Annotated in this window: 24 protein-coding genes, 1 tRNA gene and 3 pseudogenes; 20 read left to right on the plus strand and 8 right to left on the minus strand. The window is 69.7% G+C overall.

Annotated features, from left to right (window positions below):
• Window positions 1-5 precede the first annotated feature (5 nt).
• From FHX80_RS28210 to FHX80_RS28225, 4 genes are read left to right on the plus strand one after another with little or no spacing between them, the layout of a single operon-like run.
• A complete protein-coding gene (locus FHX80_RS28210) occupies window positions 6-440 on the plus strand; it encodes a roadblock/LC7 domain-containing protein (protein ID WP_145766773.1) in 435 nt (144 codons plus the stop codon).
• 2 nt (window positions 441-442) lie between these two features.
• Window positions 443-814, plus strand: a complete 372-nt coding sequence (locus FHX80_RS28215; protein WP_208764742.1) for a DUF742 domain-containing protein — start codon at window positions 443-445, stop codon at window positions 812-814.
• On the plus strand, window positions 792-1,571 hold the full coding sequence (locus FHX80_RS28220; RefSeq protein WP_375886917.1) for a GTP-binding protein: 780 nt from the start codon (window positions 792-794) through the stop codon (window positions 1,569-1,571). Before FHX80_RS28215 ends, FHX80_RS28220 begins: the two co-directional genes overlap by 23 nt.
• On the plus strand, window positions 1,568-2,155 hold the full coding sequence (locus tag FHX80_RS28225; RefSeq protein ID WP_145766775.1) for a GAF domain-containing protein: 588 nt from the start codon (window positions 1,568-1,570) through the stop codon (window positions 2,153-2,155). The genes FHX80_RS28220 and FHX80_RS28225 overlap by 4 nt, the downstream gene beginning before the upstream one ends.
• Before the next feature lie 98 nt (window positions 2,156-2,253).
• Here the strand turns inward: FHX80_RS28225 and FHX80_RS28230 are convergent.
• A pseudogene (locus FHX80_RS28230) lies at window positions 2,254-2,913 on the minus strand (transketolase); the annotation flags it as partial.
• Between the two features lie 128 nt (window positions 2,914-3,041).
• Here FHX80_RS28230 and FHX80_RS28235 point away from each other — a divergent pair.
• A tRNA-Pro gene (locus tag FHX80_RS28235) sits at window positions 3,042-3,115 on the plus strand.
• Between the two features lie 103 nt (window positions 3,116-3,218).
• Here FHX80_RS28235 and FHX80_RS28240 read toward each other — a convergent pair.
• Window positions 3,219-3,407 (minus strand): hypothetical protein, encoded by a 189-nt coding sequence (locus FHX80_RS28240; protein ID WP_244318483.1) that lies wholly within the window; start codon window positions 3,405-3,407, stop codon window positions 3,219-3,221.
• A gap of 4 nt (window positions 3,408-3,411) precedes the next feature.
• On the opposite strand from FHX80_RS28240, the pseudogene FHX80_RS28245 reads away from it, so the two are divergent.
• Window positions 3,412-3,948, plus strand: a pseudogene (locus FHX80_RS28245) (MFS transporter); the annotation flags it as partial.
• 285 nt (window positions 3,949-4,233) lie between these two features.
• Here FHX80_RS28245 and FHX80_RS36455 read toward each other — a convergent pair.
• Window positions 4,234-4,362: an LPFR motif small protein gene (locus tag FHX80_RS36455; protein ID WP_280118781.1), complete on the minus strand. Its 129-nt coding sequence runs from the start codon at window positions 4,360-4,362 to the stop codon at window positions 4,234-4,236.
• Window positions 4,363-4,587: 225 nt separating this feature from the next.
• Between FHX80_RS36455 and FHX80_RS28250 the strand changes: the two genes are divergently transcribed.
• The 4 genes from FHX80_RS28250 to FHX80_RS28265 are packed head-to-tail and all read left to right on the plus strand — an operon-like array spanning window position 4,588 to window position 7,809.
• A complete protein-coding gene (locus FHX80_RS28250) occupies window positions 4,588-5,607 on the plus strand; it encodes an acyl-CoA dehydrogenase family protein (RefSeq protein WP_208764743.1) in 1,020 nt (339 codons plus the stop codon).
• The gene (locus FHX80_RS28255) at window positions 5,604-6,410 is read left to right on the plus strand and encodes a PIG-L deacetylase family protein (protein WP_145766776.1); all 807 of its coding nucleotides are present in this window, start codon (window positions 5,604-5,606) and stop codon (window positions 6,408-6,410) included. Before FHX80_RS28250 ends, FHX80_RS28255 begins: the two co-directional genes overlap by 4 nt.
• Window positions 6,407-7,030, plus strand: a complete 624-nt coding sequence (locus FHX80_RS28260; RefSeq protein WP_145766777.1) for a class I SAM-dependent DNA methyltransferase — start codon at window positions 6,407-6,409, stop codon at window positions 7,028-7,030. The genes FHX80_RS28255 and FHX80_RS28260 overlap by 4 nt, the downstream gene beginning before the upstream one ends.
• Entirely contained in the window at window positions 7,027-7,809 is a 783-nt protein-coding gene (locus FHX80_RS28265; RefSeq protein WP_145766778.1) for a glycosyltransferase family 2 protein, read from the plus strand. Before FHX80_RS28260 ends, FHX80_RS28265 begins: the two co-directional genes overlap by 4 nt.
• A gap of 459 nt (window positions 7,810-8,268) precedes the next feature.
• Here the strand turns inward: FHX80_RS28265 and FHX80_RS28270 are convergent, their stop codons facing one another.
• Both FHX80_RS28270 and FHX80_RS28275 read right to left on the minus strand, forming a co-directional pair.
• Window positions 8,269-9,249, minus strand: coding sequence for a TIGR03557 family F420-dependent LLM class oxidoreductase (locus tag FHX80_RS28270; protein WP_145766779.1), 981 nt, complete (start codon window positions 9,247-9,249; stop codon window positions 8,269-8,271).
• A gap of 464 nt (window positions 9,250-9,713) precedes the next feature.
• Window positions 9,714-10,121, minus strand: a pseudogene (locus FHX80_RS28275) (cysteine hydrolase family protein); the annotation flags it as partial.
• A 124-nt stretch (window positions 10,122-10,245) separates the two neighbouring features.
• On the opposite strand from FHX80_RS28275, the gene FHX80_RS28280 reads away from it, so the two are divergent.
• The 3 genes from FHX80_RS28280 (at window position 10,246) to FHX80_RS28290 (ending at window position 12,817) form a co-directional block, all read left to right on the plus strand.
• A complete protein-coding gene (locus FHX80_RS28280; protein WP_145766780.1) occupies window positions 10,246-11,430 on the plus strand; it encodes a zinc-dependent alcohol dehydrogenase in 1,185 nt (394 codons plus the stop codon).
• A gap of 22 nt (window positions 11,431-11,452) precedes the next feature.
• Entirely contained in the window at window positions 11,453-12,535 is a 1,083-nt protein-coding gene (locus FHX80_RS28285; protein ID WP_145766781.1) for an SDR family oxidoreductase, read from the plus strand.
• Window positions 12,536-12,616: 81 nt separating this feature from the next.
• Window positions 12,617-12,817, plus strand: coding sequence for a hypothetical protein (locus FHX80_RS28290; protein ID WP_145766782.1), 201 nt, complete (start codon window positions 12,617-12,619; stop codon window positions 12,815-12,817).
• A gap of 89 nt (window positions 12,818-12,906) precedes the next feature.
• On the opposite strand, the gene FHX80_RS28295 is transcribed toward FHX80_RS28290, so the two are convergent.
• Window positions 12,907-13,107 carry a hypothetical protein gene (locus FHX80_RS28295; protein WP_145766783.1) on the minus strand — a complete coding sequence of 67 codons (201 nt, stop codon included), beginning with the start codon at window positions 13,105-13,107 and terminating at the stop codon, window positions 12,907-12,909.
• Between the two features lie 220 nt (window positions 13,108-13,327).
• Here FHX80_RS28295 and FHX80_RS28300 point away from each other — a divergent pair, with 220 nt between their 5' ends.
• Window positions 13,328-13,531, plus strand: a complete 204-nt coding sequence (locus tag FHX80_RS28300) for a cold-shock protein (protein WP_145766784.1) — start codon at window positions 13,328-13,330, stop codon at window positions 13,529-13,531.
• Window positions 13,532-13,924: 393 nt separating this feature from the next.
• Here the strand turns inward: FHX80_RS28300 and FHX80_RS28305 are convergent, their stop codons facing one another.
• Window positions 13,925-14,323, minus strand: a complete 399-nt coding sequence (locus FHX80_RS28305; protein WP_145766785.1) for an ASCH domain-containing protein — start codon at window positions 14,321-14,323, stop codon at window positions 13,925-13,927.
• 1,347 nt (window positions 14,324-15,670) lie between these two features.
• Between FHX80_RS28305 and FHX80_RS28310 the strand changes: the two genes are divergently transcribed.
• The 6 genes from FHX80_RS28310 to FHX80_RS28335 all read left to right on the plus strand — a co-directional run bounded on the left by FHX80_RS28310 (window position 15,671) and on the right by FHX80_RS28335 (window position 24,789).
• Window positions 15,671-16,624 (plus strand): hypothetical protein, encoded by a 954-nt coding sequence (locus FHX80_RS28310; RefSeq protein WP_145766786.1) that lies wholly within the window; start codon window positions 15,671-15,673, stop codon window positions 16,622-16,624.
• Between the two features lie 180 nt (window positions 16,625-16,804).
• Entirely contained in the window at window positions 16,805-17,770 is a 966-nt protein-coding gene (locus FHX80_RS28315; protein WP_145766787.1) for a sugar phosphate isomerase/epimerase family protein, read from the plus strand.
• Window positions 17,771-17,868: 98 nt separating this feature from the next.
• Complete coding sequence (locus FHX80_RS28320; RefSeq protein WP_244318484.1) at window positions 17,869-21,165, plus strand: PQQ-dependent sugar dehydrogenase; 3,297 nt, start codon at window positions 17,869-17,871, stop codon at window positions 21,163-21,165.
• 229 nt (window positions 21,166-21,394) lie between these two features.
• Window positions 21,395-22,567: an ROK family transcriptional regulator gene (locus FHX80_RS28325; RefSeq protein WP_145766788.1), complete on the plus strand. Its 1,173-nt coding sequence runs from the start codon at window positions 21,395-21,397 to the stop codon at window positions 22,565-22,567.
• Window positions 22,568-23,155: 588 nt separating this feature from the next.
• Window positions 23,156-23,563 (plus strand): YciI family protein, encoded by a 408-nt coding sequence (locus tag FHX80_RS28330; protein WP_145767546.1) that lies wholly within the window; start codon window positions 23,156-23,158, stop codon window positions 23,561-23,563.
• A gap of 8 nt (window positions 23,564-23,571) precedes the next feature.
• Window positions 23,572-24,789: an RNA polymerase sigma factor gene (locus tag FHX80_RS28335; protein WP_145767547.1), complete on the plus strand. Its 1,218-nt coding sequence runs from the start codon at window positions 23,572-23,574 to the stop codon at window positions 24,787-24,789.
• Between the two features lie 57 nt (window positions 24,790-24,846).
• Here FHX80_RS28335 and FHX80_RS28340 read toward each other — a convergent pair whose 3' ends face one another.
• A complete protein-coding gene (locus tag FHX80_RS28340) occupies window positions 24,847-25,590 on the minus strand; it encodes a GntR family transcriptional regulator (RefSeq protein ID WP_145767548.1) in 744 nt (247 codons plus the stop codon).
• Window positions 25,591-25,704: the final 114 nt, after the last annotated feature.

Genomic DNA, 25,704 nt, shown 5'->3' on the forward strand with positions numbered 1-25,704 from the left:
GCACCATGACGACCGATATGTCGTCCGGTCAGGTCTCGGACCTCGACTGGCTGCTGAGCGGACTGGTCCAGCGCGTGCCGTACACGCGCAGCGCGGTCCTGCTCTCCGCCGACGGGCTGGTGAAATCCCTCCATGGCATGGATGCCGACAGCGCCGACCACATGGCGGCGCTGGCCGCCGGTCTGTACTCGCTCGGCCGGAGCGCCGGGGCGCGGTTCGGGGACAACGGTGAGGTCCGCCAGGTAGTGGTGGAGCTCGACTCGACGTTGCTCTTCGTCGCCACCGCCGGTTCCGGTACCTGTCTGGCCGTGCTCGCCGGACGGAGCGCCGATGCCGCCGTGCTGGGCTACGAGATGACCATGCTGGTCAAGAGCGTCCGGCCCTACCTGATGACGCCGACCAGACAAGCGGCCGGGGCGCCGGGCGCCACGGGGCTGTGAGCGTGTCGGCCACACAGGACGCGCCGTTGCTCGACGACGCGGCCGGCCGCCTCATCCGCCCGTACACGGTGAGCAACGGCCGCACCCGCCCCACGACCGTGCTCGACCTGCTCTCCCTGGTGATGGCCACCGGGACCGTTCCGCAGGTCCACCTCGGCCCCGAGCACTCGGTGGCGCTGGGACTGTGCGGCGGCCCCACCTCGGTGGCCGAGATCGCCGCGCACCTGCGGCTGCCCGCGGTCGTCACCAAGGTGCTCCTCTCCGACCTGGTCGACTGCGGAGCGGTCACCGCACACCCGCCCGCCTTCCACGACATGCCCACTGACCGATCCCTGCTGGAGGCAGTGCTCGATGGCTTACGACGACAGCTCTGACGGTTTCGACAGCTCCGCCCCGTACATGGGGACCGGGAGCCCAGGAAACGTCGGCTATGCGGAGGGCCCCGGGAGCGCTGGATACGCCGAGGGCCCGGGGAACGGAGGGTATGCGGACGCTCCCGGATCCATCGGATACGCGGCGGAGGCGCCCAGCAGCTCCCAGGGCTTCCCCGTCGCGCTCAAGGTGCTGGTGGCGGGCGGCTTCGGTGTCGGCAAGACGACCTTCGTCGGCGCGGTCAGCGAAATCGCACCGCTGAGCACGGAGGAACTGCTGACCCAGGTCAGCGCGGCGACCGACAGCCTCGAAGGCATCGAGTCCAAGACCTCGACCACGGTGGCCATGGACTTCGGCCGCATCACGCTGGACCAGCAGCATGTGCTCTACCTGTTCGGCACACCGGGTCAGGAACGCTTCTGGTTCATGTGGGACGAGCTCTCCCAGGGCGCGCTCGGAGCGGTGGTCATCGCCGACACCCGCAGACTGGAGGAGTGCTTCGCGGCCGTCGACTTCTTCGAGCGGCGCGGGATCGGATTCATCGTCGCCGTCAACGAGTTCGACGGTGCCTTCCGCTACGGCCCCGAGGAGGTGCGGGCCGCGCTCGACCTGGCACCCACGGTTCCGGTCGTCCTCTGCGACGCCCGTATCTCCAGCTCGGGAACAGGCACGCTGGTCACCCTCGTCCAACACCTCATCAACGCCACCGCCGAACCGGCCCCGTTCTCCGGCCACGGAAGTTTCGGAGTCCGTACGTGATCCCGCACGCCATCGGGCGGATGCTGCTGACCCCCGTCGACAGCGACGCCCCCATCCGGACCCAGCGGCTGCGCAGCCTCGGGCTGGGGGAGCGGTCCGACGCCTCGTTCGACAATTTCGACGCCTTCGCCGACCGGGTGGCCGAAGTGACCGAGGTGCCCTTCTCGATGGTGAACTTCATTGACGGGAACCGGCAGTTCTACGCCGGGCTGCACACCCCGGCGGGCACCCGCAAGGGCACCGACCTGGGAGCTACGGCGGCGGGCAGCGGCCGCAGCGGCCGGTATGTGGCCCTCGACCACGGCTACTGCCCGCACGTCGTGGTGCGCAGAAGGGCGCTGGTCCTGGAGGACGTCTGCGACTATCCGCGGTTCGCGGGGAATCCGGTCGTCGACGACATAGGCATCCGCTCCTACCTCGGGGCGCCGCTCATCGACCGTACGGGGATCGCCCTGGGCGCCGTCTGCGCCGTGGACACCGTGCCCCGCCCGTGGGGGCGGGCCGGGCTCGACACGATCAAGTCCCTGGCACAGGAGCTGATCGGGTACATCCACCGCCGGGAGGACAACAGCCTCGGAATCTGAGCCCCGTAACGCCGGCCACGCACTGATCGCCGCACGGGCCTCCTCGGGCCCGTCCGGCGATCTGCGTTGTCCCGGGGAGCCGCCCCGGCCCCGGCTCCTCCGGGGTGCGGTGCGGTGAAGGCGTCGTACAGCGCCTCGTGGTCCCGCCCGTCCGCGGAGGCCACCGACCAGCCCGCGGTCGCGAACCGCGCGGCGATGCCACCGGGGCGGCCGTACGACACCGAAGTGTTGTCGATCACCACGGTGTGCAGCTGATCGAGGCCCGCCGGGCCCGCGTAGGCGATCGCCTCGTGGTTACTGCCCTCGTCCAGCTCGGCGTCCCCGGTCAGCACCCACGTGCGGGGACCGGTCAGCCCCTGGGCGCGCAGCCCCAGCACGGTCCCCACGGCCAGCGGCAGCCCGTGCCCCAGCGAGCCGCTCCCGATCTCGGCACCGGGCACCAGCAGCCGGTCGGGGTGGTGGCCGAGTGGCGAGTGGTACGAGCCGAAGCCCGCCAGCACCTCCTCGTCGAAGAACCCGTGCGCGGCGAGAACGGCGTAGTACGCCATCGGCCCGTGCCCCTTCGACAGCAGGAAGCGGTCGCGGTCGGGTGCGTCGACCGTTTCGGGTGTCACCCGCAGTACCCGGTCGTACAGCACCCACAGGGCGTCGAGCGTCGAGGTGGCGGCGGTGTCGTGCTTCTCGTCGCCGGTCATCAGGCTCATCAGCCGGTGCAGATCGCGGTACGTGGGAGCGAGGGCGGCGGTCGTTATCGTCATGTTCCACAGCGTTCGACATCAAGCGTGGTTGAGGTCAATCACCCCAAGGCGTTCGTAACCACCCGTTGAAGTGCGGTACTGTTCTCATGCGCGTTCGGCCAGAGGGAAACCCCAGGTCAGACGGGTATCGGGACGTGGCGCAGCTTGGTAGCGCACTTGACTGGGGGTCAAGGGGTCGCAGGTTCAAATCCTGTCGTCCCGACTCGAGAGAGTCGCAGATCAGGGCCGGTTTCGGAGAAATCCGAAACCGGCCCTGATCATTTTTGGGGACGTTGGGGACCAGCGTCCTTGACCGGGTCAGCGGGTCATGACGTCGGGCTCGGCAGCGAGCGTGGTGCGCGCAGCACGCTGAAGTAAGCCGAGAGCGCCGCCCCGGCCGCCGTGATCTTGTGGACATCCGGGTGCAGGTAGCGCTGGGTGGTGGTCAGTGAACCGTGGCCGGCGATCCTGCGAAGGACGTGTACTTGGACCCCGGCGTCGGCGAACCAGGTCAATCGGGTGTGCCGGAGGTCATGCGCCCTCACGAACCTCGCCGCCGGAACGCTCACGGCCCGCTTCCGGCGCAAACAGCTCCTCGTCGCCGGCTGGCTGATCGGGATCCCCGTGCCCTTCGCGCTGGCCTGGGCGCCGTCCTGGGGATGGGTTCTCGCAGCAAACGTCCTGCTCGGCCTCAACCAGGGCTTGACCTGGTCGATGACGGTCAACATGAAGATCGACCTCGTGGGACCAGCCCGCAGGGGCCTGGCCACCGGACTGAACGAGGCCGCCGGCTACACCGCCGTCGGAGCCACCGCCCTGCTCACCGGGTACCTCGCCACCTCCTACGGTCTGCGCCCCGTGCCTGAACTCATCGGCATCGTCTTCGTCGCCGGCCTCGCCCTGGCCCTCGTCGTACGGGACACCGCCGCCCACGTCGCCCTCGAACTCTCCCAGCACGCCGCACCCCTGCCCACCGGCGAGAAGCGAGGACTGGCCGCCACGTTCACCCGCACCTCCTGGCGCGACCGCTCCCTGCGAGGAGCCAGCCAGGCCGGACTGGTCAACAACCTCAACGACGGCCTGACCTGGGGCGTCTTCCCCCTCCTCTTCGTCATCGCCGCCGCCCTTCTCACCGCCGCCTCAGGGATCCTCGCCGCCCGTTGGATCACCGACGCCCCGAACCACTGGACGTCGGCGGATGACGTCGAAACCGTTGCCGCTGCCACCCCAGCGAGTCCGCGGGTGCTGGCGGGGGAGTGCAGGTGCGGAGGGAATCGGCGTCACGAAAAGCCCCGGTCGGCTTCGTTCGCCGACCCGGGCTGTTCGAGAGACGGGGTGGGGTCAGTGGTGGCCGTGGGCGGTGTCGGAGGCTCCGCCGAAAAGCCGTGCAACAGCGCGGAAAGGCAGGGTCACGACGGTGGCAATGGCCCCGCCGATGGATCGGATTACGTCCGCGATCGCCTTCAGCATGTGATGTTGCCTCCCTCTCGATGCCGCTGCGGCGCCGATGAGTCGCAGCCTGGCTGCCGAGTGGCGATATTTACTGAGGAACACCATGAAGGGCAGCGCCAGCCCCACAAGCTGTTCCGGCATCGGCCAATGGGGCACTCTCGGGCAGCATCGAGGTCCAGCGAGCCGAGGGAGTAGGCGCTCCCTGACAGGCATGAAAGCGTCTGCGAGGTAAAGCTGGTACTCATGACAGCTCCTTTTGCCTCGATGATTCAGGACGGCAGCACACATCAGGACCCGGCCGAGCGGTTCGCCCGCTGGGTGAGCGGCGGCTCTGCGGACGATCTGCCGCTGCCGGGCTCCGGGGCGACGCGGCAGCGCTTCCGGGCACTGCACGACCTCGGTCGCGCGGACCTGTCCATGGCTCGTCTGGCCGAGGGGCACGCGGACGCGGCGGCGATTCTGGCAGAGCTGAAGGCCCCGGCGCCCCGCCCCGGCGAACGCTGGGGTGTGTGGGCGGCCCAGCCCCCCGGTGTGACGCTGCGCGCCCGGTACGAGGGTGGCCACTGGCGGCTCGACGGAGTCAAGGCGTTCTGTTCCGGGGCGCACAGCTGTACGCACGCGCTGGTCACGGCCGACACCGAGGCAGGGCGCCGGCTGTTCGCGGTCGCCACCGACGGTGCCGGGTACGCACCGATCGCCGGGACCTGGTTGGCCGTGGGTATGGCCGGCAGTGACTCACCCGACGTGCGTTTCACCGGGGTGCCGGGCCGGCCGGTGGGTGAGACGGACGCCTATCTGCGGCGCCCGGGCTTCTCGCACGGAGGCGCCGGAGTCGCCGCGTGCTGGCTGGGCGGTGCGCGGGGCGTGGCCGACACGTTGGTGGAGGCCGCGCGGCGTCGCGAACCGGATCAACTGACGGCCGCCCACCTGGGCGCCGTCGACGTGGCCCTTCACAGCGCTATGTGCGCACTGGTCGTGGCGGCCGACGCCATCGACGCAGCCCCGCTGGACGGCGGAGAGCGGGCGGTCGTAGGGACAGCGCGCGTACGGGCGGCGGTGGCCGACGTATGCTCGCGCGTACTCGACGAGGTCGGCCGGGCCCTGGGTGCCGGGCCGCTGTGCCATGACCGGGAACACGCGCAACGCGTCGCCGATCTCACCGTGTACGTCCGTCAGCACCACGCCGAGCGCGATCTCGCTTCCCTGGGCACCCTGCTGCTCTCTGCGGGCGGCGGGGCGGAGGCCTCGGAGTGGGACCGGTGAACGGCCTCCCAGGGCCACTCGCGGACCGGTCGCGTACGGCCCGCGAGGACGCCGCGGAGGCCATCGCGTCGGAGGGCACGGGCGAGGACGTCTGGTCGGCGTGGGCGGGGTGGCGCAGCTGGCCCGAGCCGGTGTTGCCCGACGGGCCGGTGGTTGTACTGGCTGCCCACCCCGACGACGAAGTCCTTGGATTCGGCGGAACGGCGGCGCGTCTGGCCTCGTCGGGCCGCGAGGTGCACGTCGTCACCGTGACCGACGGCGAGGCGTCGCACCCGGGAAGCCGTCTGACGCCGCCCCCGGTGCTGGCCCGCAGGCGCCGGGAGGAGCTGTCCGAGGCGCTGGACCTCCTGGGCGTGAACAGGCGCCGTCGTCACCGGCTGGGCCTGCCGGACACCGAGGTCGGGAAGCACGAGACCGCCCTGGCCCAATGGGTCGGGGAACTGCTGCGCACCAGTGGAGCGACGCTGTGCGTGACGCCGTGGAGCGGCGATCTGCACGCCGATCACGAAGCGGTCGGCAGGGCAGGCCACGCTGCTGCCGGAGCCGGCGCGATCGCCCTGTGGCAGTACCCCGTGTGGATGTGGCACTGGGCCGTGCCCGAGGGCCCTCGGGTGCCGTGGCACCGTTGTCGCAGGCTGCCCCTCGCCCCGGCCGAGTTGGCCCTCAAGAAGTCGGCTCTCCGCCGCTTCCGGACCCAGATCGCTCCCCTGGCCGACCATCCCGACGTGATCCTTCCGCCAGAAGAACTCGCACATCACCAGCGGTCCTTCGAGACCGTGATCGTAGAAACGGGCCCGCGTTGAACACCCCCACCCCCGACTCGTACTTCACACGGATGTATGCCGACACCGCCGACCCCTGGGATCTGGCGGGCCGCTGGTACGAGCAGCGGAAATATGCGCTGACCCTGGCCGTGCTCCCGCGCCGGCGCTACCACCGGGCCTTCGAGCCTGGATGCTCGGTCGGCGTCCTGACCCGTCTCCTGGCGGACCGGTGCGACCGGGTCCTGGCCACCGACCGGGTGCCCCGCGCGGTGGCCGCGGCGGCGGAACGCAACCGCGACCTGCCACACGTCGAGGTCGAGCACATGGTCGTTCCCGACGCTTGGCCCTCAGGCACTTTCGACCTGGTGGTTCTCTCCGAACTGCTCTACTACTTCGATGACGCACAACTGGCGCGCATCATGCGCCGGACAGCGGAGTCGCTGGAACCCGGTGGCACGCTGGTGACCGTGCACTGGAACCACCCGGTGCCAGAACACCGCCTGACCGGCTCCGAGCTCACACCGTTGCTCCACGCGGAGGCGGGGCTCGTGGCGGGGCCGGGCTTCCACGATCCCGACTTCGTCCTGCACACCTTCACGCGGCCTCTGCCGGACGGCTCACTGCCCCGGTCCGCCGCGGAGGCCGAGGGCCTGGTGTGAGGAACATCGTCGAGGCACTCGTCGTCGCTGTGCCCGCTCACAACGAGGCGGCCACCCTGCCGGCCACGCTGCGCTCGATCCGGCGGGCCCTGCTGGAGTCCCGGAACGCGGGGGCGCTGACGGTCCGGCTGGTGGTGGCGGCCGACTCGTGCACCGACACCACCTCCGCCGACGCCGCACGCTGGGGCGCGGACGTCGTGGAGGTCCGGCAGCGGATGGCAGGAGCGGCGCGGGCCGCAGCCGTCGCCAGAGGGCTCCGCTCCTGCGGGGCCCGTCCCGAAGCCACATGGATCGTGACGACGGATGCCGACTGCGTGGTGCGTCCTTCCTGGCTCACGCACCAACTGGACTGTGCCGGCCGGGGATGGCACTGCGTGCTGGGCACCGTTCGTATCTCCCCCGACCCGCCGGTCGCGGCGTCTGTGCGGGCTCTGCACGAGGCCCACTACTTCGCGGACCGTACCGGACCCGACTGGAGCCATCCCCACGTCCACGGAGCCAATCTCGGCATCCGGGGCGATGTCTACCTGCGGGCCGGCGGATTCCCCGCATTGCCGCACAGCGAGGACCGCGCGCTCGTCGACGCCCTGCCCACCCGGGCACGCATCCTGCGTACGGACGCCTGCCCGGTCCTGACATCCGGACGCACTGCACCGCGCGCTCCCCACGGCTTCGGAACATACCTTGGACACCTCACTGCTCGGGGCTGCCCGTCGTCTTCCGTCGACAGTCCGGGTCCCCGTACGGCTCCCCACGGTGCCGGCCCTGGCGACCGCTGACGTGCTACGGGCAACCGCCGCATTCAGCGGCGCGTTAATGGATGAGCTTGACGTCGCCTGAGTGGACCCGTAAGCACGAAGCGTGGCGATCAGGCGCACAGGGCCGGAGCACGGCTGCGCGCCGCCCGGGTTACCGGAGGAGCACTGACTACTGCCGAGGGCGTCGGCCATCCCTTCCCCCGTCGCCTCCCGGGCTAAGTCCACGGTGATCGTGGGGCACGCTCACGGCTCGGGCCGGACCGCCCATTTCGACTTCCGCTCGCGACGAGTCGCGAGAGAGGCCCGCGCGATTCCGGCACATGGATCCTCTTCGTCCTGCGGGCCGAGGAATCCTTGTCGTGGGAGTCTTGGGCGGTCCGCTCGGGTGATGCGCTGTCTGCCGGAACTCTGCTTCGGCGGCGGACCGGCGTCTTGAAGGCATTGGTGCCCACGTCGGACCAGTGTCTGAGGCGGTCTGCCTCAGTTTCCCGCAGCCTTCGGCCGGAGTCGCCTGAGGGGCCCGTCGAGTTCACGCTGGTAGAAGTCGATGAAACCGTCGGGGTCCGGGCCGGCGTTCTGCATGACGAGCCTGTCGAAGCCCGCGTCGACGAAGCACTGCGCCCGATCGGTGTAGCGGGAGGGGTCCGGGCCGCACGCGAACTTCTCCAGGATGTCCTGCTCTCGTACGGTCGTGGTCGCAGCGTCGAAGTTCACCGGATTGGGTAGTTCGCTCATGACCTTCCACCCGGTCACGGCCCAGCGCGACGTCTCCAGGGCGGCCTGTGCCGCGGTGTGCTCGTCGGGGGCCCAGGCCATCGGGACCTCCGCGTAGCAGGGGCCCCGGCCTCCCGCAGCGCGGTAGTCCCGAACGATCTCCGGCTTGTCCTCCGTGGCGAACAGGCCGTCGCCCAGTTCTGCGGCGATCCGCGTCGATGCCTGGCCGCTGGCGGCCACCGCAATCAGGGGCAACTGCTCGGGCAGGTCGAAGACGCGGGCGTCCTCCAACCGCAGATGCTTTCCCTCGTAGGACTGGTACCCGCCGCTCCACAGCAGCCGAATGATCTCCAGGGCTTCCCGGAGCATTTCGTGCCGTGTGCTGACCGCGTCGGGGAAACCGTGGCCTACGACGTGCTCGTTCAGCCGCTCGCCGGATCCCACACCCAGGACGAATCGGCCCTCCGAGAGCAGGGCGAGGGTCGCCGCGGCCTGGGCGATGACAGCTGGGTGGTAGCGCACGGTGGGGCAGGTCACGCCGGTCGCCAGCCCGATACGTGAGGTCTTGGCCGCGATACTCCCCAGTACGGTCCAGGCGAACGGCGAATGCCCCTGGTTGTCGAGCCAAGGGTGGAAGTGATCGCTCATCTCGACGAAGTCGAAGCCTGCCTGCTCGGCGAGAACCGCCTGCCGTACGAGTTCCGCCGGACCGAACGCCTCGGCGGCGAGTTTGTAGCCGATGTCCATGATGTCCTCGCTTCTCGTGCCTCCGGAGCCATTCGTTCGCACAGAGGTACCCGCCCGCGCGGGCCCATAACTCCGGCGCTCGGGCGACGGCCCTCCGGGAGGGGGTTCGGTCGGTGCCGCGTTGACGCGAGGGGCGGTTCAGGCGTCGTGGTGCCCCGTGTCCTTCTGTGCGTCCTCGTTGGGGGTCATCGCGTCACCGGCCTCACCGTCCCTGCCGGGCCGCTCGCCTCCCCCTCACTCGGCTCTGGGGCGGCCTCCACTTCTCGGAGGACCTCGCCGCGGCGGTCTCGGAACTCTCCTCGTGGTCGGGGCCGGGGTCCTTGCGGTCCGGGCGGTTCATCGTGTCTCCTCACTCGGTGGCGTCCCGCCGGACGGGCGGAAACGCCGGCTGTGTGCTTGAGCGGTACGGTCCGGGCGGCGGCCCCGGGCACTGCCGGCGCCTCTGCCTGCGCGGCCGTTCCTAGCAGATGCCGGATGTGGGCATCGAGGGCTGAGTACAGCACGCACTGTTGGGTGACCTGGTGACCTGGCCACAGAGCACGACGTGTTCGAGCCCAGCTGAGCTGAGCGGGGTCTCGTAGAAGATCGAGTGCCGGGCCTTCGGCAAAGAGGGATTCGCCGTCCGGCAGAACCGGTTCGACGAGTTCCGCGTTCTCTCCGGCGAGAGTCTTCACAATGATCTCTCCGTGATGGGATCGCCATTCTTCGAAATTGTCGTTCGCGTAGATCACCGGGACGTCTTCGGAGCGGGCGCGGGCGATCAGCCGGGTGACGTGGGGGAGCGCCGAGCGTACCGACGGCATGAGCAGGTCGGCGTCGGGATGGTCGTATGTATTGATCATGTCGATGACGATGAGAGCGCCTGTCCCTATGGCTGCATCATCGCAAAGGGGCTACTCGTGTCCCGGGCGGCCGGCTTTCCGCGTGTTCCGCGAAGAGGGTGACGGGAACCCGGCAGACTCGTGGCGATTCTCGACTGAGGAATGGAGCGGGACCGTGCGCGCACTGACCTATCAGGGGAAGCGGGACGTCCGGGTGGAGACCGTCCCGGACCCGCAGATCCAGAATCCGACGGACATCATCGTCAAGATCACGTCTACCGGTATCTGCGGCTCCGACCTCCACCTCTACGAGGTGCTGGGCCCCTACCTGGATCCGGGCGACATCCTCGGGCACGAACCGATGGGCGTGGTGGAGGAGGTCGGCCGCGAGGTGACCGCCGTCGCCCCTGGGGACCGTGTCGTGATCCCCTTCAATGTGTCGTGCGGCCACTGCTACATGTGCGGGCAGGGGCTGCAATCGCAGTGCGAGACGACGCAGGTGCGCAAGCGGGGTACGGGTGCTTCCCTGTTCGGGTTCACCAAGCTCTACGGGCAGGTGCCCGGAGGGCAGGCGGAGTATCTGCGGGTCCCCTTCGGTAACGATCTGCCCATCAAGGTCCCGCACGGGCCCTCGGACGACCGGTTCGTCTATCTTTCCGACGTGCTGCCCACCGCCTGGCAGGCCGTGGAGTACGCGGACATCCCTCCCGGGGGCAGCGTCACCGTCCTCGGGCTCGGGCCGATCGGCGCCATGGCCGCACGGATCGCGCTCCACCGGGGCGCCGGCCTCGTCATCGGCGTGGATCTCGTCCCCGAACGCCTCGACCGGGTCAGCGGATACGGCGCCACCTGCCTCGACCTGCGCCGCTACGGCAAGGCCCTCGGCGACGCCGTCCGCGACCTCACCGACGGGCGGGGCACGGACGCGGTGATCGACGCCGTCGGTATGGAAGCACATGGCGCGCCCGTGGCCAAGGCCGCGCACGCGGCGGTCGGCCTGCTGCCCGACGCTCTTGCCCAGCGAATGATGGAAACCGCGGGCATCGACCGTCTCACCGCGCTGCATACGGCGATCGATCTGGTGCGAAGGGGCGGCACGATCTCCATCTCGGGTGTGTACGGCGGCTCCGCGGATCCGATGCCGCTGCTCACGATGTTCGACAAGCAGATCCAGCTCCGCATGGGCCAGGCCAACGTCAAGCGCTGGGTGGACGACCTGCTGCCGCTACTGGTCGACGGCGATCCGCTGGGTGTGGATTCCTTCGCCACCCACCATCTGCCGCTGGAGGAGGGGCCCAAGGCGTACGAGACGTTCCAGAAGAAGGCCGACGGCATGATCAAGACTCTGCTCGTCCCCTGACACCGGCACGGCACGGCATGGCATGGCACGGTATGGCGACCAAGGAAGGCAGCGCCTCGTGGAGAACAGCAGCCGGCACCCGGGCACCCGGGTCGTGGTCACGGGGGCCACCGGCAACGTCGGAACCAGCGTGGTCCGCGCACTCGCTGCGGACCCGGTCATCGGATCGGTCCTCGGGCTGGCCCGCAGAAAGCCCGCACTGGAGATCCCGAAGGTGGAGTGGGACACCGTCGACCTGTCCCGGGCCGACAACGAGGACCGGCTCGCCGGTCTCCTGCGCGGCGCCGACACCGTCGTCCACCTGGCGTGGCGCTTCCTGCCCACCCACGACCCCGTCGTGACCTGGCAGAGCAATGTGCTGGGCTCCCAGCGCGTCTTCGAGGCCGCAGCACGCAGCGGAGCCTCCGCCCTGGTGCACGCCTCTTCCGTCGGCGCCTACTCCCCGGGTCCCAAGGACGAACCCGGCGTGGACGAGGAGTGGCCCACGCACGGCTGGCCGGACGCGGCCTACTGCCGGGAGAAGGCCTACCTGGAACGGGTCCTCGATACGTTCGAGCTGCGGCACCCGCAGATCCGGGTGGTCCGGATGCGGCCCGGATTCCTCTTCAAGGAGACCTCCGCCCCCGAACAGAGGCGGATCTTCGCCGGCCGCTACGCCCCCGGCCCCCTCCTGCGGCCCGATCTGCTGCCCTTCGTGCCCGATCTGCCAGGGCTGCGTTTCCAGGTGCTCCACACCGACGACGCCGCCGACGCCTACCGGCTGGCCGTGCTCCGTGACGTTCGCGGCCCCTTCAACCTGGCGGCGGACCCGGTCATCGACGCACACAAGCTGGCGGAGCTGCTCGGTGCCCGGATCGTGCGGTTCCCCAGAGCGTTGGTGCGCACTGTGCTCGCGGCCGCCTGGCGGGCCCATGCGGTACCGGCCTCCCCGCACCTGTTCGACGCGGTGCTGAGACTGCCCGTGCTGGACTCCGGCCGCGCCCGCGATGTGCTGGGCTGGCAACCCGCCCGTACGGCGGAAGACGCGCTGAACGCCTTCCTGCGCGGCGTACGCACCGGTGCGTACGAGAACACCGCGCCGCTGGCCGGCCGGAAGATCGGCTGAGTGAGGGGGCGGCGCCCACCGTCGGGAACCGCCGACGAGGATCCCTCGCCGGGCGACCCGACGGCACGGAACTGGGTGTTGGTGACCACCGTCTTGGGCCCGTTGTTCGCGGTGATCGTGTTGTCGCCACAGCACGGCCGCTTCCCGCGCTCGGACTCCTCGGGCGAGCACAACGGGCTGACCAGCAGTGAACACGAGGAACTGGCTGCGGCGGGAGAACCGCCAGCCGCATATCGACGTCCTCAAGCGGTCACCACCTTCTTCGAGAAGGAGACCCAGTGACGGTGCACCCGTTCGTCGAGGCGGAGAAGCAGGCGAGTCACAGCGTCAAACGGGGCATGTGAGCTGATGAAGGTCTCCCGGACCGCCTTCTATGTGTGCAGAATTTGGACCACCGGGTTGGGGTCGGTTGTCTTCTTGCGGACCTGCCGGTTCTCCATGGTCAGCTGGTTGACGGCCCGGAGCAGAACCTCACGGTCACATCGGAGCTGGGTGAGTTCGGCTTTCTCGTCGTCCCGTACCAGCCCTCGTGGCGGACCACTGGGCACACCGCCGTGCAGCCTTGTGCACATACAGCGCAGCGCCGTTCCGAGCAGGAATCGTGAGCGTTTCCGCAATGAGGATGGGGCTGCCGGTGTAGCGTCATCCTCAGCTGTCATGGTTCCGAAGTACCGGTCGCCCGTGAGCGTGCGCGCGGGCGATTTTGCTGTTCAGAGTCTCTGAGGACCAGGGCGATCACCTCCGGTTCCCACACAGTGCGGGGACCGTCTCTCAGTCCCCTTGGAGGGCAAAATGGCCAGCGGAATCGTCAAGTGGTTCAACTCGGAAAAGGGCTTCGGCTTCATTGAGCAGGATGGCGGCGGCCCCGACGTCTTCGCTCACTACTCGAACATCGCCAGCTCCGGCTTCCGTGAGCTCCAGGAGGGCCAGAAGGTGAACTTCGACGTCACCCAGGGCCAGAAGGGCCCCCAGGCGGAGAACATCACCCCCGCCTGAGCTTGAACCTGCACGGCACCCGCCCCGCGACGCTCGCAGGGCGGGCGTCGAGCGTTTTGGTGTTGGCCTGCGCTTTCCCGCATCACGCCTTCGCCCGCGCTGCGCTGCTTGCCTTCGGCCGCCGGCCAGGCCCGCCCAGCCACTCGGGGCTGCCGCGGACGGCAGCCCTCCCGATCCTTCACACGGGACCGCCTCTTGCCGTCTCGTGGAACGGGTTGCCGCCTCAGCACGCCGAACTACCTGGCGGTGATGCCCGCGCCACCGGTGCCTCTCGCGGGCAGTGCCGTCGGTACCCGGTTGCAGGAGTGCTCAACACAGGGTCGCTCACAACGTGGCTTCAGCCTGCTGGGCCGTGAGCGGCGCGTGGTTTCGCTACCGGCGCGGACTGGGCAATCAGGCGACTTCCGCCACCCGGAAGGCCAGACAGACGACGACGGTGTCATCATCGACCGGAGTGCCCGCACGGTCCCAGAAGCGCCGGTGCACATCGCACCAGGCCTCAAGAGACACGTCACCCTCGCCCTCGGCCTTGGCGTGTTCCCAAGTGACATCACCGAAGGGTTTCACCTCTACGCCGATGAACTCCAGGGTGGCGACGCGCCGACCCTCGGTGTCCAGGAGAGCCTGCCGCTCACCGACGTACTCCAGGCCTTCGCTCTCTTCGGTGTACTCGTCGAGCAGGCAGGTCGTGGCGGTCTTCGCACCTGTCAGAACCAAGGTATTGAGCTCGTCCCGCATGTCTCCTGGGAAGCCCAGTTCCAGCGCACGCATACCGTCGACTCGCGGCCACATCGTCCCGTCCCCTCATTCGGCGCAGCCCTTCGGCCCACAGGCGGCATACGCGTGATCATATGCGCAGCTCACCCTTCGTCCACCGGCCGGGACTGACCCCGCCACCGCGGCCGCCATCGAGCGCCAGAACCAGGCGGTGCGCGGCGAGAGACGGGCCCGAGACCGCGTTCGCGGACTCCGTTGCCGCCCAGACCGACGCAGGACACCATCCGCGAGCTCAGCCGCAAGGTCGCCAGGTCTCACGCCGTGACAGGCCCTGGCGAACCGGTCCCTTGGCCCGCGGCGACCCTTGGGCGCACGGGTCACGGACATGCCCCATGGGGACCAGTTGGGGACCAGACGGTGTCCGCGCACCTGAACGGCACGCACGGCACCACCCGCTGTGCCCCCTGATTTCTGGATGTATGCAAGGACAAAAGGGATGACCCCAACTCCTGGGGGTCAAGGGGTCGCAGGTTCAAATCCTGTCGTCCCGACTCATAGGAGTCGTAGGTCGAGGGGCCGTTTCGGAGAGATCTGAAACGGCCCCTGGATCATTTTCGGGGACCGGTCGGGCACCAGCTGGGGGTCGGCCCTCTTGACCGCGTCGGCACGCGATGGCGATGGGGCTCCGCGGGGAGCGCGGCACGGGCGGCGATGATCCGCTGGGCGGATCAGTGGCTGGGTGCGGTGTTCGCGGTCCGTAAGGCGTACGAGGGGGTGCGGCGCCCCCGCACCCCCTCGTACGCGACGAGGCGGTACCTCTCGTGTCCGGGCCGGTCTTCCCGTGTCCGGCGTGTCCGCGCGGGTCGCCGTCTTCGGTTTCACCAGCCCAGTCCTCCCGGTCGGCGGCGGGAGAGCGGCCCCGTCGGGCCTTCTCCCCGGCCGGCCTCGGTCGCCGCCGCGGCTCTTCGTCCCGGACCGGTCGCCGACATCGCCGCCCGTCTCGGTCGCGACTGCGAACATGGTTGCACAGCAACGCTGTTGTGCGTTCCGCGACCGACGGCCTGAAGACTCCGGCGTCTTTTCTGCCGTCACCCCACCTCTTTTGACGAACCATTGGAAAGTTCCAGAGATTCGTACCGAACCTCTGGACAGCCTCCACGCGGCGCCCTAATGTCTCGGCCCATCGAGACAAGTGTTTCGTCGCAGTGACATCGCAGCCGATCGGCGCACCTCCCAACTCCATTGGCCCTACGAGTCTTTCCAACGTCTCTCCCCCCATGGCCGGGCCACCGCCCGTCACGAGGCGCCGCGCGACCGTTGTCACGGCGGTCGTCGCTCACGCACCGTGCACACCCTCGTCACAACACGGGGAAACCGGCCGGGTCACCGACCCTGCCGTGACCGCAGCGGAAGGGAAGCGACATGAAGATCCGTACGTTCATCGCCACGGCGTCACTGGTGGCATCCGGGAGCCTGATGGCTTTCTCCGGTTCGGCCCAGGCCGCTCTGTACACCACCTGTGTCGGTGACGGCGGGGCCGTGACCGTCAGCAACGACCTGGTTGTACCGGCCGGGAAGTCCTGCACCCTCACCGGCACGAAGGTCAAGGGCACGGTGACGGTGGAGGCCGGAGCCGACCTCGTGGCGGCGGGCGCCACCTTCAACGGCACGGTCACCGTGAAGGAGAACGCCTATCTCGACCTCACCGACACCACCGTCAAGGGCGCGCTGACCACCCGATCCGCTTTCGGCGCCCACCTGGAGAAGAGCAGCCTCAAGGCGGTCGACGCCACGAAGGGATTCGTCTACGCGGTCGACTCGACACTGGGCGGGAACGTCAGCACCACGGCCGGCGAGCTGTACGTCTCCGGCAGCACTCTCAGCGGCTCGCTGACGGGTGAGGGTAACCAGTACAGCGACGTGTACGACTCCACCGTCAAGGGCGCGCTCACCATCGACGGCAACACCCTCGGCGGCGTGTTCTGCGCCAGCGAGGTCTACGGCGTCGCCACGTACACCGGCAACGCCGACAACCTCCAGATCGGTGGCGAGGGCCTGCTCGGATCCTGCGCGGGCGCCTCGTACTTCGGCGGTGACCTGAAGATCACCGACAACACCGCGGACGCCGTGCTCGACAACGCGATCGTGCGCGGCGGTCTCACCGCGACCGGCAACAACCCCGTCCTGGTCGTGGGCGAGTTGGCCCGTATCCGTGGCGCTGTCACCGGCGACACCGCCGCCGCGGGCAAGTCGCTCGCCCGCTCGGCCAAGAAGGCGGCGCCGCAGGACCGCGGGGCCGACCTCGCCGCGAAGGCCACCGAACGCGCCGCCGCAGCGCGGGCCGACGCCGGCGCGGCGGGCGACTCCGGCCTCTGACCCCGGCTGACGCCCCGGCGGTGCCGGCTGCGGAACCCGCCGCCGTACCTGCGCACCGCCCGGCGCGTCCCTTCTCGTGGGCGCCTGCCACCCTCCGCCGTCACGGCGCCCACCGCCCGGCAACCGCCCGGCCGCGCGCCCCGGTTCATACCTTGTTCTCCCCATTCCTCAGGAGTGACCATGAGTCATATCCGTAAGTCCTTCGACCGCAGGGACTTCCTGCGGGCCACCGCCGGCACCACCGTGGCCCTCGCCGCCGCATCCGTCACCGGGGCCGCCGCGACCTCCGCCGCCGCGTCGAGTTCGCTGTCCATCCCCAAGGACCGCATCGGCATCCAGCTCTACAGCGTCCGCGACAAGGTCAGTTCGCTCGGCTTCGCCGTCGTCCTCGCCGAACTGGCCCGGATCGGCTACCAGGAGATCGAGTTCGCCGGATACACCCAGTCCACCTCCATCCTGGGCCGGCAGATCACCCTCCGGGAGATCCGCACGCTGCTCGACGACAACGGGCTGCGTGCGGTCGGCAGCCACGTCGGCATCGGCAATCTGCGCAACAACCTCCAGGGCGAACTGGACGCCGCCGAGCTCCTCGGCATGCCGCACCTGGGCACCGCCAACGCGCCCTCGGACACCAACACCGTCGCGGCCTACCGCGCCGCCGCCGACGAGTTCAACGTCTGGGGCGCCGCAGCGACCGCGCGCGGCCTGAAGCTCTACCAGCACAACCACTCGGGCGAGTTCGCGTTCGCCACCGACCAGCCGTCGGTCCGGCTGTACGACGTGTTCCTCAAGAACACCGACCCGCGCCACGTCTATCTGGAACTGGACATCTACTGGGCGTACGTGGGCCAGTACCGCTGGCCCGGATTCGACCCGGCCGCGTACGTGCGCAACCAGCCCTACCGCTACCCGCTGTTCCACATGAAGGACGGCGACGCCAACGCGGCGAGCGGCAACGGCTACGACATCGTCGAGTTCGGCGCCGGAGACCTTCCGTACGAGAAGTTCATCCGCGACATCGGGCCGCGCGCCTCGCACATCGGGATCTGGGAACAGGACACGGCGCCCAATACCCAGCCCAATCCGCCGGGTTCGCTCGGCGCGGCGGACCGCAGCTTCACCGCGATCAAGGGGCTCCTCGACTGACAGGAGTCTCTCCCGCCGAAGAACACGAGGCGCCCCCGCGCGCGGAGGCGCCTCGTGCGACCGCTCCTTACCGCCAGCGATCGAGGAGACACATCACCGTGCACCGCACCCTGAGACGCCTGATCACGGGGGTCCTGCTCGTAGCACTGCCCGCGCTGGGCAGTGTGGCCATCGCGCCCGCCGCCCAGGCGCACCCGGACCACGAGAGTGCCCTGGACTGGTCGAACTACGAGAAGGTCACCCTGTCGAAGGACACCGGCGAGCCGATCGACCTCGCCGTGCTGCCCGACAGCCGCGTCCTGCACACCGCCCGCAACGGCGACCTGCGGATGACCGACCCCGGCACCGGTGTCACGAAGGTCATCAACCACATCGACGTGTACCAGAACTCCGAGATGGGGTTGCAGACGGTCACGCTCGACCCGGACTTCGCCACCAACAAGTGGGTCTACCTCTACTACTCGCCACCGCTGAACACCCCGGCCGGCTCGGCACCGGAGAAGCTGCCCGCCGGTCAGACGGACGCGTACTGGAAGCAGTGGGAGGGATACGACTCCCTGGCCCGCTTCAAGTGGACCGGCGACAAGCTCGACCTCTCCACCGCACAGGAGATCATCCGGATCGGCACCAACCGCGGCCAGTGCTGCCATGTCGCGGGTGACGTCGACTTCGACAGCCACGGCAACCTCTACCTCTCCACCGGCGGAAACACCCCGGCGTCGGGCCCGAACGTCAACGGCTATACGCCGATCAACGACGCGGCCGGCTACAACCCGGGTCTCGACGAGCGCCGCGGCTCGGGCAACACCAACGACCTGCGGGGCAAGATCCTGCGGATCGACGTCCAGGAGGACGGCAGTTACACCATCCCGGAGGGCAACCTCTTCGAGCCGGGCACGGCCAAGACCCGTCCCGAGATCTTCGTGATGGGCCTGCGCAACCCGTTCCGGCTGGCCGTGGACCGTGAGACCGACGCCGTGATGTGGGGCGACTACGGCCCCGACGCCGGAAACGCCGACCCGAACCGCGGGCCAATGGGATACGTCGAGTGGAACACCACGAGCAAGGCCTTGAACAGCGGCTGGCCGTTCTGCGTCGGTGACAACACCCATCCCTACCGGGACTTCGACTTCGCCACCCTGACGCCCGGCCCCGCCTTCGACTGCGCGGCACCGGTCAACGACTCGCGCTGGAACACCGGCCTGACCGAGCTGCCCGCGGCCGCACCGGCCACCCTCTGGTACGGCGACCGGGACACCGACCAGCCGTGGCCCGAGCTGACCGCCTTCCGCGGTCCCGGCGGCCCGGGCGGCCAGGCCCCGATGGGGGGGCCGGTCTACCACTACGACGCGGACAACACCTCGCCGGGCAAGTTCCCGAAGTACTGGGACGGCAAGGCGTTCCTCGCGGAGTTCTCCCAGGACTACGTGGCCGCGCTCACGCTCGAGGGACCGGACGGCCCCGTCAGCAAGCTGGAGAACTTCCTGCCCAACAGCGAGCGGTCGCAGAACGGCATCCCGCCGTGGGACAACCCGATGGACATCGAGTTCGGCCCGGACGGCTCGCTCTACGTCCTCGACTACGGCGACGGCTTCTTCCGTCAGAACCCCGACGCCGGTCTCTACCGGATCGACTACGCCGAGGGCAACAAGGCGCCCACCGCGGTGATCAAGGCAGACAGGACGTCCGGCCAGGCACCGCTCACGGTCGCGTTCAGCGCCACCGGCTCCAGCGACCCGGAGAACGGCGAACTCACCTACCAGTGGGACCTCGACGGCGACGGCACCTTCGACGCCACCGGCCCCACGGTTACCCGTACGTACCCGGAGAACGGGCAGTTCCAGGCCCGGCTCAAGGTCTCCGACCCGCAGGGCAAGTCCGGGCTGTCCAGCCGTCAGATCACCGTGGGCAACACCGCGCCGACGATCCGGATCACCTCACCGCCCGACGGCGGCTTCTTCAGCTGGGGCGACGCCGTACCCTACGCCATATCCGTCGAGGACCCTGAGGACGGCAACACGCCGGACTGTGCCAAGGCGGCCTGGACCTTCGGTCTCGGGCACAACCAGCACGGACACCCGGTCAACAGCGGCACCGGCTGCACGGGCGGCATCGCGACGCCGACCGACGCGGGGCACGGCGACACCGAGAACGTCTTCGGCGTCCTCGGGATCACCTACACCGACAAGGGCTCGGGCGGCGTGCCGCCGGCGACCAGCGACGCCCAGGTGGTGCTCAACCCGGCACTGATGCAGGGCGAACACTACGACTCCGCGCAGGGCGTCACGATCACGGACGACCCCACGGCGTCCGGACAGCGCAAGCTGACCTCGTTCGACGCGGGGGACTGGATCGCGTACGACCCGGTGTCGTTCGCAGGGATCAACGGGGTCAAGACCCGCGCCAGTGGCTCCGGCACGCTGGCGCTGCGCTGGGGATCGGCCGACGCCGAGCCGTTCGCCACGGTACCGGTCGCCGGTGCGGATGGCTGGCAGACCGTCACGACCGATCTCTCGAAGGCTCCTTCGGGATCCGGCGAGCTCTTCGTCACCAGCTCCGGCGGTGTCGAGCTGGACTCGTTGACCTTCCAGGGCGCGGGTGTCGCGGACAAGACCGCACCCAAGGTCACCGCCACGCTCAACCCGCCCCGGCCCAACGGTGACGAAGGCTGGTACACCAGCAACGTGTCGCTCACGGTCTCCGCCACCGACAACGGGACGGTCGCCAGCCGTCAGTACTCGGTCGACGACGGGAAGACCTGGCAGTCGGCCAACGCCGTTGTCACCCTGTCCAAGGAGGGTGCTACCACCGTCCGTTACCGGGCGACCGACAACGGCGGCAACGTCTCCGAGGCAGGTTCGCTCACCGTACGGATCGACCGCACCGGTCCCACGGTGACGGCCACCGGTCTCGACGCGGGCGTCCACGGGGACTCCACGCGTCCGATCCCGGTCTTCTCGGCGGCGGACGACATCTCCGGCGGGGCCACCGCGACGGCCACCCTGGACGGCAAGGCCGTCACCTCCGGCCAGGCACAGGAGCTGTGGCGGCTGCCCCTGGGGAACCATGACCTCACGGTCAAGGCCCGGGACAGGGCCGGCAACACCACCACGAAGACGGTGGCCTTCACCACCCGTACCTCCTACGCGGACATCCGCGCGCTGATCACGCATCTGCGGGCCGACGGCCTGATCACGGCGCAGGGACAGCAGCGGCTGACCGTGCGGCTCGGCCAGGCGGAGGCGCACGCCGACGCGGGCCGCACCAGCCAGGCCGCGGCCGTGCTGGAGTCGTTCGCCGACTACACGGCCGACACCGCCCTGGTGTCCGACAGTGCGGCGGCCGCGGCCCTGGCACGGGACGCCCGGGCGCTGAGGACAGGCGCCACCGGCTGACACCGGGCACCGACAGGACTGCCCCGCTCTCACCGGCGGGGCAGTCCTGCGCCCGTACCCGGCCCCGTCGCGGGGCCCGGCTCCGGGCCGTGCCTCCTTGGCAAGCCGTGTTCCACCACCAAGGCAGCAACGTCCGGCGTTCTGTGAAAAAGTTCCTGAAAGCCACCCGCGTCCCGCCCCCACGACACCTCCCGAAAGCTGTCCGAAGGCGCCCAGAGGAAGTGAGTCCGTGAACATCCAGTACCGCGTGCTGAGCCTGCTGCGTGAGAACGGCCCACTGTCCCGCGCTCAACTCGCGGACCGGCTGGAGGTTCCGCGCCCGCGGCTGCTGAGCGAACTCGACCGCATGGTCGCTGCCGGGCGGGTCAGCGAGGCGGGCCCCGCCGCGTCGCGCGGTGGGCGGCGCTCCACCCTCGTCCAGCTCGACCCCGGTCTGCGGTTCGCGGCCGTCGACCTGGGCGCCAGCTCCGTCGACATCGAGATCACCGACGGCACGCTCACACCGGTCGCCTCCTGCTCCGAGCCCGCCGACATCCGCTCCGGGCCGGTCGCCGTACTCGGCCGCATCAGCGCATTACTGCGCGCGATGGCCGACCAGGGGCACTACACGCGGCTGGACGCCATCGGCATAGGGCTGCCGGGTCCTGTCAGCTTCCGGGACGGCATACCCGTATCGCCGCCGATCATGGTGGGGTGGAACCGCTTTCCCGTACGTGACACCCTCGCCCGCGCGCACGACTGTCCCGTCGTCGTGGACAACGACGTCAACGTGATGTCCCTCGGGGAGCGGCACAGCGGGGTCGCGAGGACCGTCGACCATCTGCTCTTCGTGAAGATCGGCAGCGGCATCGGTTCCGGCATGCAGCACCACGGCCGTATTTACCGGGGCGCGGAGGGCTGTGCCGGGGACATCGGGCACATTCAGGTGGAGGCCGAGACGGACGGGCCCCTCTGCTCCTGCGGGAACACCGGCTGTCTGGAAGCGTACTTCGGCGGAGCCGCCCTGGCCAGGGACGCCACAGAGGCCGCACGGTCCGGCCAGTCACCGGCCCTCGCCGAACGACTCGCCGAGCGAGGGGTGTTGACCGCCCTGGACGTCGCGGAGTGCGCGTCCGGCGGTGACAGCGCGAGCGTCGGCCTCGTCCGGGCCGGCGGCCACCGGGTCGGGCAGGTCCTCGCCACCCTGGTCAACTTCATGAACCCGTCGATGATCGTGATCGGCGGTGGTCTGACCGGGCTCGGCTACCCGCTGCTCGCCGAGATCCGCAGCGTCGTGTACAAACGCTCACTGCCGCTGGCCACCGGCAATCTGCCGATCGTCATGTCCGAACTCGGGCCCCGGGCAGGAGTCGTGGGCGCGGCGTTCCTCGCGAGCGAACTCGCCTACGGCGAGGAAGTCTGACCTGGGCCGGCCCATGCACGGGAATGCTGCTCCATTGGTTGGATCGGGGGAAGCCGGCCGATCCTCCGGGACGGCGACACGACGGCAGGAGCGCCCCCCGCACCGAAGGCTCCACGGTGATCACCCATCCGGGGGAACGGGCGTCCCAGCAGCCGGTCGATGAGGAACAGCGGTGCAGCAGCCATTCCTGGCAGGGGCGGGACACCGTCCGCGAGCGAGGTCTCACGCCGTGATGGTCCCCGGCGAGCGGGCTTCCTGCCCGGCGGCAGCCCTTGGACGCGCGTGTGACGGACATGCCCCATGGGGACCGGGCGGGGGCAGCGCACCTGAACGGCACGCACGGCACGTTCAACACGCACGGCGCCGCACGCTGCCACGAGCGCTGTTGATCAAGGCCGGCCGAGCAGCCCGGCCTGCTCCTCATGAACCCGCGCGCGAGGCCTTCTCATGATTCAGTTGCCTGGTCGCTGCCGACCTCCTCCAGGAGAGCCGGAACAGTTCGGCCGACGATGTCGAGAACCCGTGACTGGCTCCGTCCCCGCAGTGAACGCGACCACAACGGTTCGCACCAGCGCCGAGGAGAACACCATGGCCAAGTATCTGCTTCTCAAGCACTACCGCGGCGCCCCGACCCCGGTCAACGATGTGCCGATGGACCGGTGGACGCCGGAGGAGATCGCGGCCCACATGCAGTACATGAACGACTTCGCGGCCCGGCTGGAGAGGACCGGTGAGTTCGTCGACAGCCAGGCGCTCGCACCCGGCGGAACGTTCGTCCAGTACGGCGGCGAGGGCCGCCCGCCGGTCACCGACGGCCCGTTCGCGGAGACCAAGGACCTCATCGCCGGCTGGATGGTGATCGACGTCGACAGCTACGAGCGCGCCGTCGAGCTGGCGGGGGAACTGTCGGCCGCCCCCGGGGCGGGCGGGAAGCCGATCCACGAGTGGCTGGAGCTGCGCCCGTTCCTGACCGCGCCGCCCACCATCACGGAGTGACCTCTCAGATGAACGAGCTCCTGCTCCGGAGCCTCACGCCGAGCGTGCTCGGGATCCTCGTCCGCCGCGGAGCCGACTTCGCGGCGGCCGAGGACGCCGTGCAGGACGCGCTGGCCGAGGCGGTCCGCGTCTGGCCGGCCGACCCTTCCCCGAGCTCTTCGAGCGGGGCGCACCCCGTCCGGGACCCGAAGGGCTGGCTGGTCACCGTGGCCTGGCGCCGGTTCCTCGACGCGACCCGGGCGGACACCGCCCGCCGACGGCGTGAGGACCTCGTCGGCGAGGAGACGGCGCCCGGACCCGTGTCCGCGGTGGACGACACGCTCCAGCTCTACTTCCTGTGCGCCCACCCGTCACTGACACCGTCGTCCGCGGTCGCGCTCACGCTGCGCGCCGTCGGCGGGCTGACCACCCGCCAGATCGCCGACGCCTACCTGGTGCCCGAGGCGACCATGGCGCAGCGCATCAGCCGGGCCAAGCGCACCGTCTCCGGGAGTGGGGTATCCCCTGATCGCACGAAGCCGAGAGCCAGGGGAAGGTTCGACCGGCCCGGCGATGTCGCCACCGTGCTGCGCGTCCTCTACCTGGTCTTCAACGAGGGCTACTCCGGCGATGTCGACCTCGCCGCCGAGTCCATCCGGCTCACCCGGCAGCTCGCGGCCGCGATCGACCATCCCGAGGTGGCGGGGCTGCTCGCCCTCATGCTGCTCCACCACGCCCGGCGTACCGCCCGGACCGCGCCCGACGGCAGCCTGGTGCCGCTCGCCGAGCAGGACCGCGGCCGGTGGGACACCGTGTTGATCGCCGAGGGCGTCGAAATCCTGCAGACCGCCCTCGCCCGCGACCGGCTGGGCGAGTTCCAGGCCCAGGCCGCCATCGCGGCACTCCACGCCGACGCACCCACCGCGGAGGAGACCGACTGGGCGCAGATCGTCGAGTGGTACGACGAGCTCGTGCGCCTGACCGACAGCCCGGTTGTCCGGCTCAACCGCGCGGTGGCCGTCGGCCAGGCCGACGGACCGGGTGCCGGCCTGGCCGCGCTCGCGGTGCTCGACGAATCGCTGCCCCGCCATGACGCGGTGGCCGCGTACCTCCACGAGCGTGACGGCGAACTGACGACAGCGGCACGGCTGTACGCGGAGGCGGCCCGGAAGGCACCCAACCTCGCCGAGCGCGATCACCTGACCCGCCAGGCAGCCCGGCTCAACACCCGCCGCTCCAGCCGCTGAAGCGGGTGGCCGTGCGAGGGCGGCCCCCGATGCCCGGCAGGCGCCCGACTGCGCGGTTCAGCGCGCGGTCAGCGTCATCTCGAACGAGTACCGCGACGCCCGGTACAGGTGCGAGCCGAACTCCAGCGGGCGCCCCGCGTCGCCGAGCACCGTGCGCTCCATGGTGAGCAGCGTGCCGCCGCGGGACTCGCCCAGCAGTCGGGACTCCGCCGCGGTGGCCCGGCGCGCCCCGATGGTCTGGTCGGCGGTCCGCAGCGAGATGCCGGCCCGCCTGAACAGTTCGTAGAGGCCGTGCCCGGTGAGCTCCTCCTCGGTCAGGCCCAGCAGATCCGTCGGCAGGTGGTTCTCCATGACCGCTATGGGCTCGTCGTCCGCGTAACGCAGCCTGCGCAGGGCCACGGTGTCGGCGCCGGGCTCGAGCTTGAGGGCGGCCGCCACCCTGGCGGAGGCGGGCACGGTCCGCATGGACAGCACTTCGGTACGCGGCCGTCGGCCGTCGCGCTTGAGATCCTCGAACAGGCTGGTCAGCTCGATCTGCCTGCGCACCCGGTTGTTGACGACCTGGGTCCCCACCCCCCGCTTGCGTGCGAGCAGCCCCTTGTCCACCAGGTGCTGCATGGCCTGGCGCATCGTGGGGCGGGAGAGCCCGAACTGGTCCGCCAGGGCGATCTCGTTCTCCAGCCGCGTTCCCGGTGCCAGCGTGCCGGACTCGATGAGCTGTTGAAGCTGCTGTGCGACCTGGAAGTACAGCGGCACCGGGCTGCTTCGGTCGATGGTGATCAGCCTGGTGATCGACTCCATAGCGGGCTCCTCAAGACGTTGTGCCACGGGTCAAGTATGCCGCAGGTTCGACTCAAGCTCTGTACGTATATATGTCAGAACAAAACCCTGATTTCTTCCGTTCGCCGACGACGT

Source organism: Streptomyces brevispora (assembly GCF_007829885.1).
In the GTDB taxonomy this organism is placed as follows: Bacteria; Actinomycetota; Actinomycetes; order Streptomycetales; family Streptomycetaceae; genus Streptomyces; species Streptomyces brevispora.

Coding starts and splice junctions, on each gene's coding strand:
- FHX80_RS36455 (WP_280118781.1), bottom strand. CDS start 4,362: ATGCTGAAGGCGATCGCGGACGTAATCCGATCCATCGGCGGGGCCATT.
- FHX80_RS28300 (WP_145766784.1), top strand. CDS start 13,328: ATGGCCAGCGGAATCGTCAAGTGGTTCAACTCGGAAAAGGGCTTCGGC.
- FHX80_RS28270 (WP_145766779.1), bottom strand. CDS start 9,249: ATGGACATCGGCTACAAACTCGCCGCCGAGGCGTTCGGTCCGGCGGAA.
- FHX80_RS28295 (WP_145766783.1), bottom strand. CDS start 13,107: ATGTGCACAAGGCTGCACGGCGGTGTGCCCAGTGGTCCGCCACGAGGG.
- FHX80_RS28220 (WP_375886917.1), top strand. CDS start 792: ATGGCTTACGACGACAGCTCTGACGGTTTCGACAGCTCCGCCCCGTAC.
- FHX80_RS28310 (WP_145766786.1), top strand. CDS start 15,671: ATGAAGATCCGTACGTTCATCGCCACGGCGTCACTGGTGGCATCCGGG.
- FHX80_RS28340 (WP_145767548.1), bottom strand. CDS start 25,590: ATGGAGTCGATCACCAGGCTGATCACCATCGACCGAAGCAGCCCGGTG.
- FHX80_RS28305 (WP_145766785.1), bottom strand. CDS start 14,323: ATGTGGCCGCGAGTCGACGGTATGCGTGCGCTGGAACTGGGCTTCCCA.
- FHX80_RS28315 (WP_145766787.1), top strand. CDS start 16,805: ATGAGTCATATCCGTAAGTCCTTCGACCGCAGGGACTTCCTGCGGGCC.
- FHX80_RS28210 (WP_145766773.1), top strand. CDS start 6: ATGACGACCGATATGTCGTCCGGTCAGGTCTCGGACCTCGACTGGCTG.
- FHX80_RS28285 (WP_145766781.1), top strand. CDS start 11,453: ATGGCACGGTATGGCGACCAAGGAAGGCAGCGCCTCGTGGAGAACAGC.
- FHX80_RS28330 (WP_145767546.1), top strand. CDS start 23,156: ATGGCCAAGTATCTGCTTCTCAAGCACTACCGCGGCGCCCCGACCCCG.
- FHX80_RS28250 (WP_208764743.1), top strand. CDS start 4,588: ATGACAGCTCCTTTTGCCTCGATGATTCAGGACGGCAGCACACATCAG.
- FHX80_RS28335 (WP_145767547.1), top strand. CDS start 23,572: ATGAACGAGCTCCTGCTCCGGAGCCTCACGCCGAGCGTGCTCGGGATC.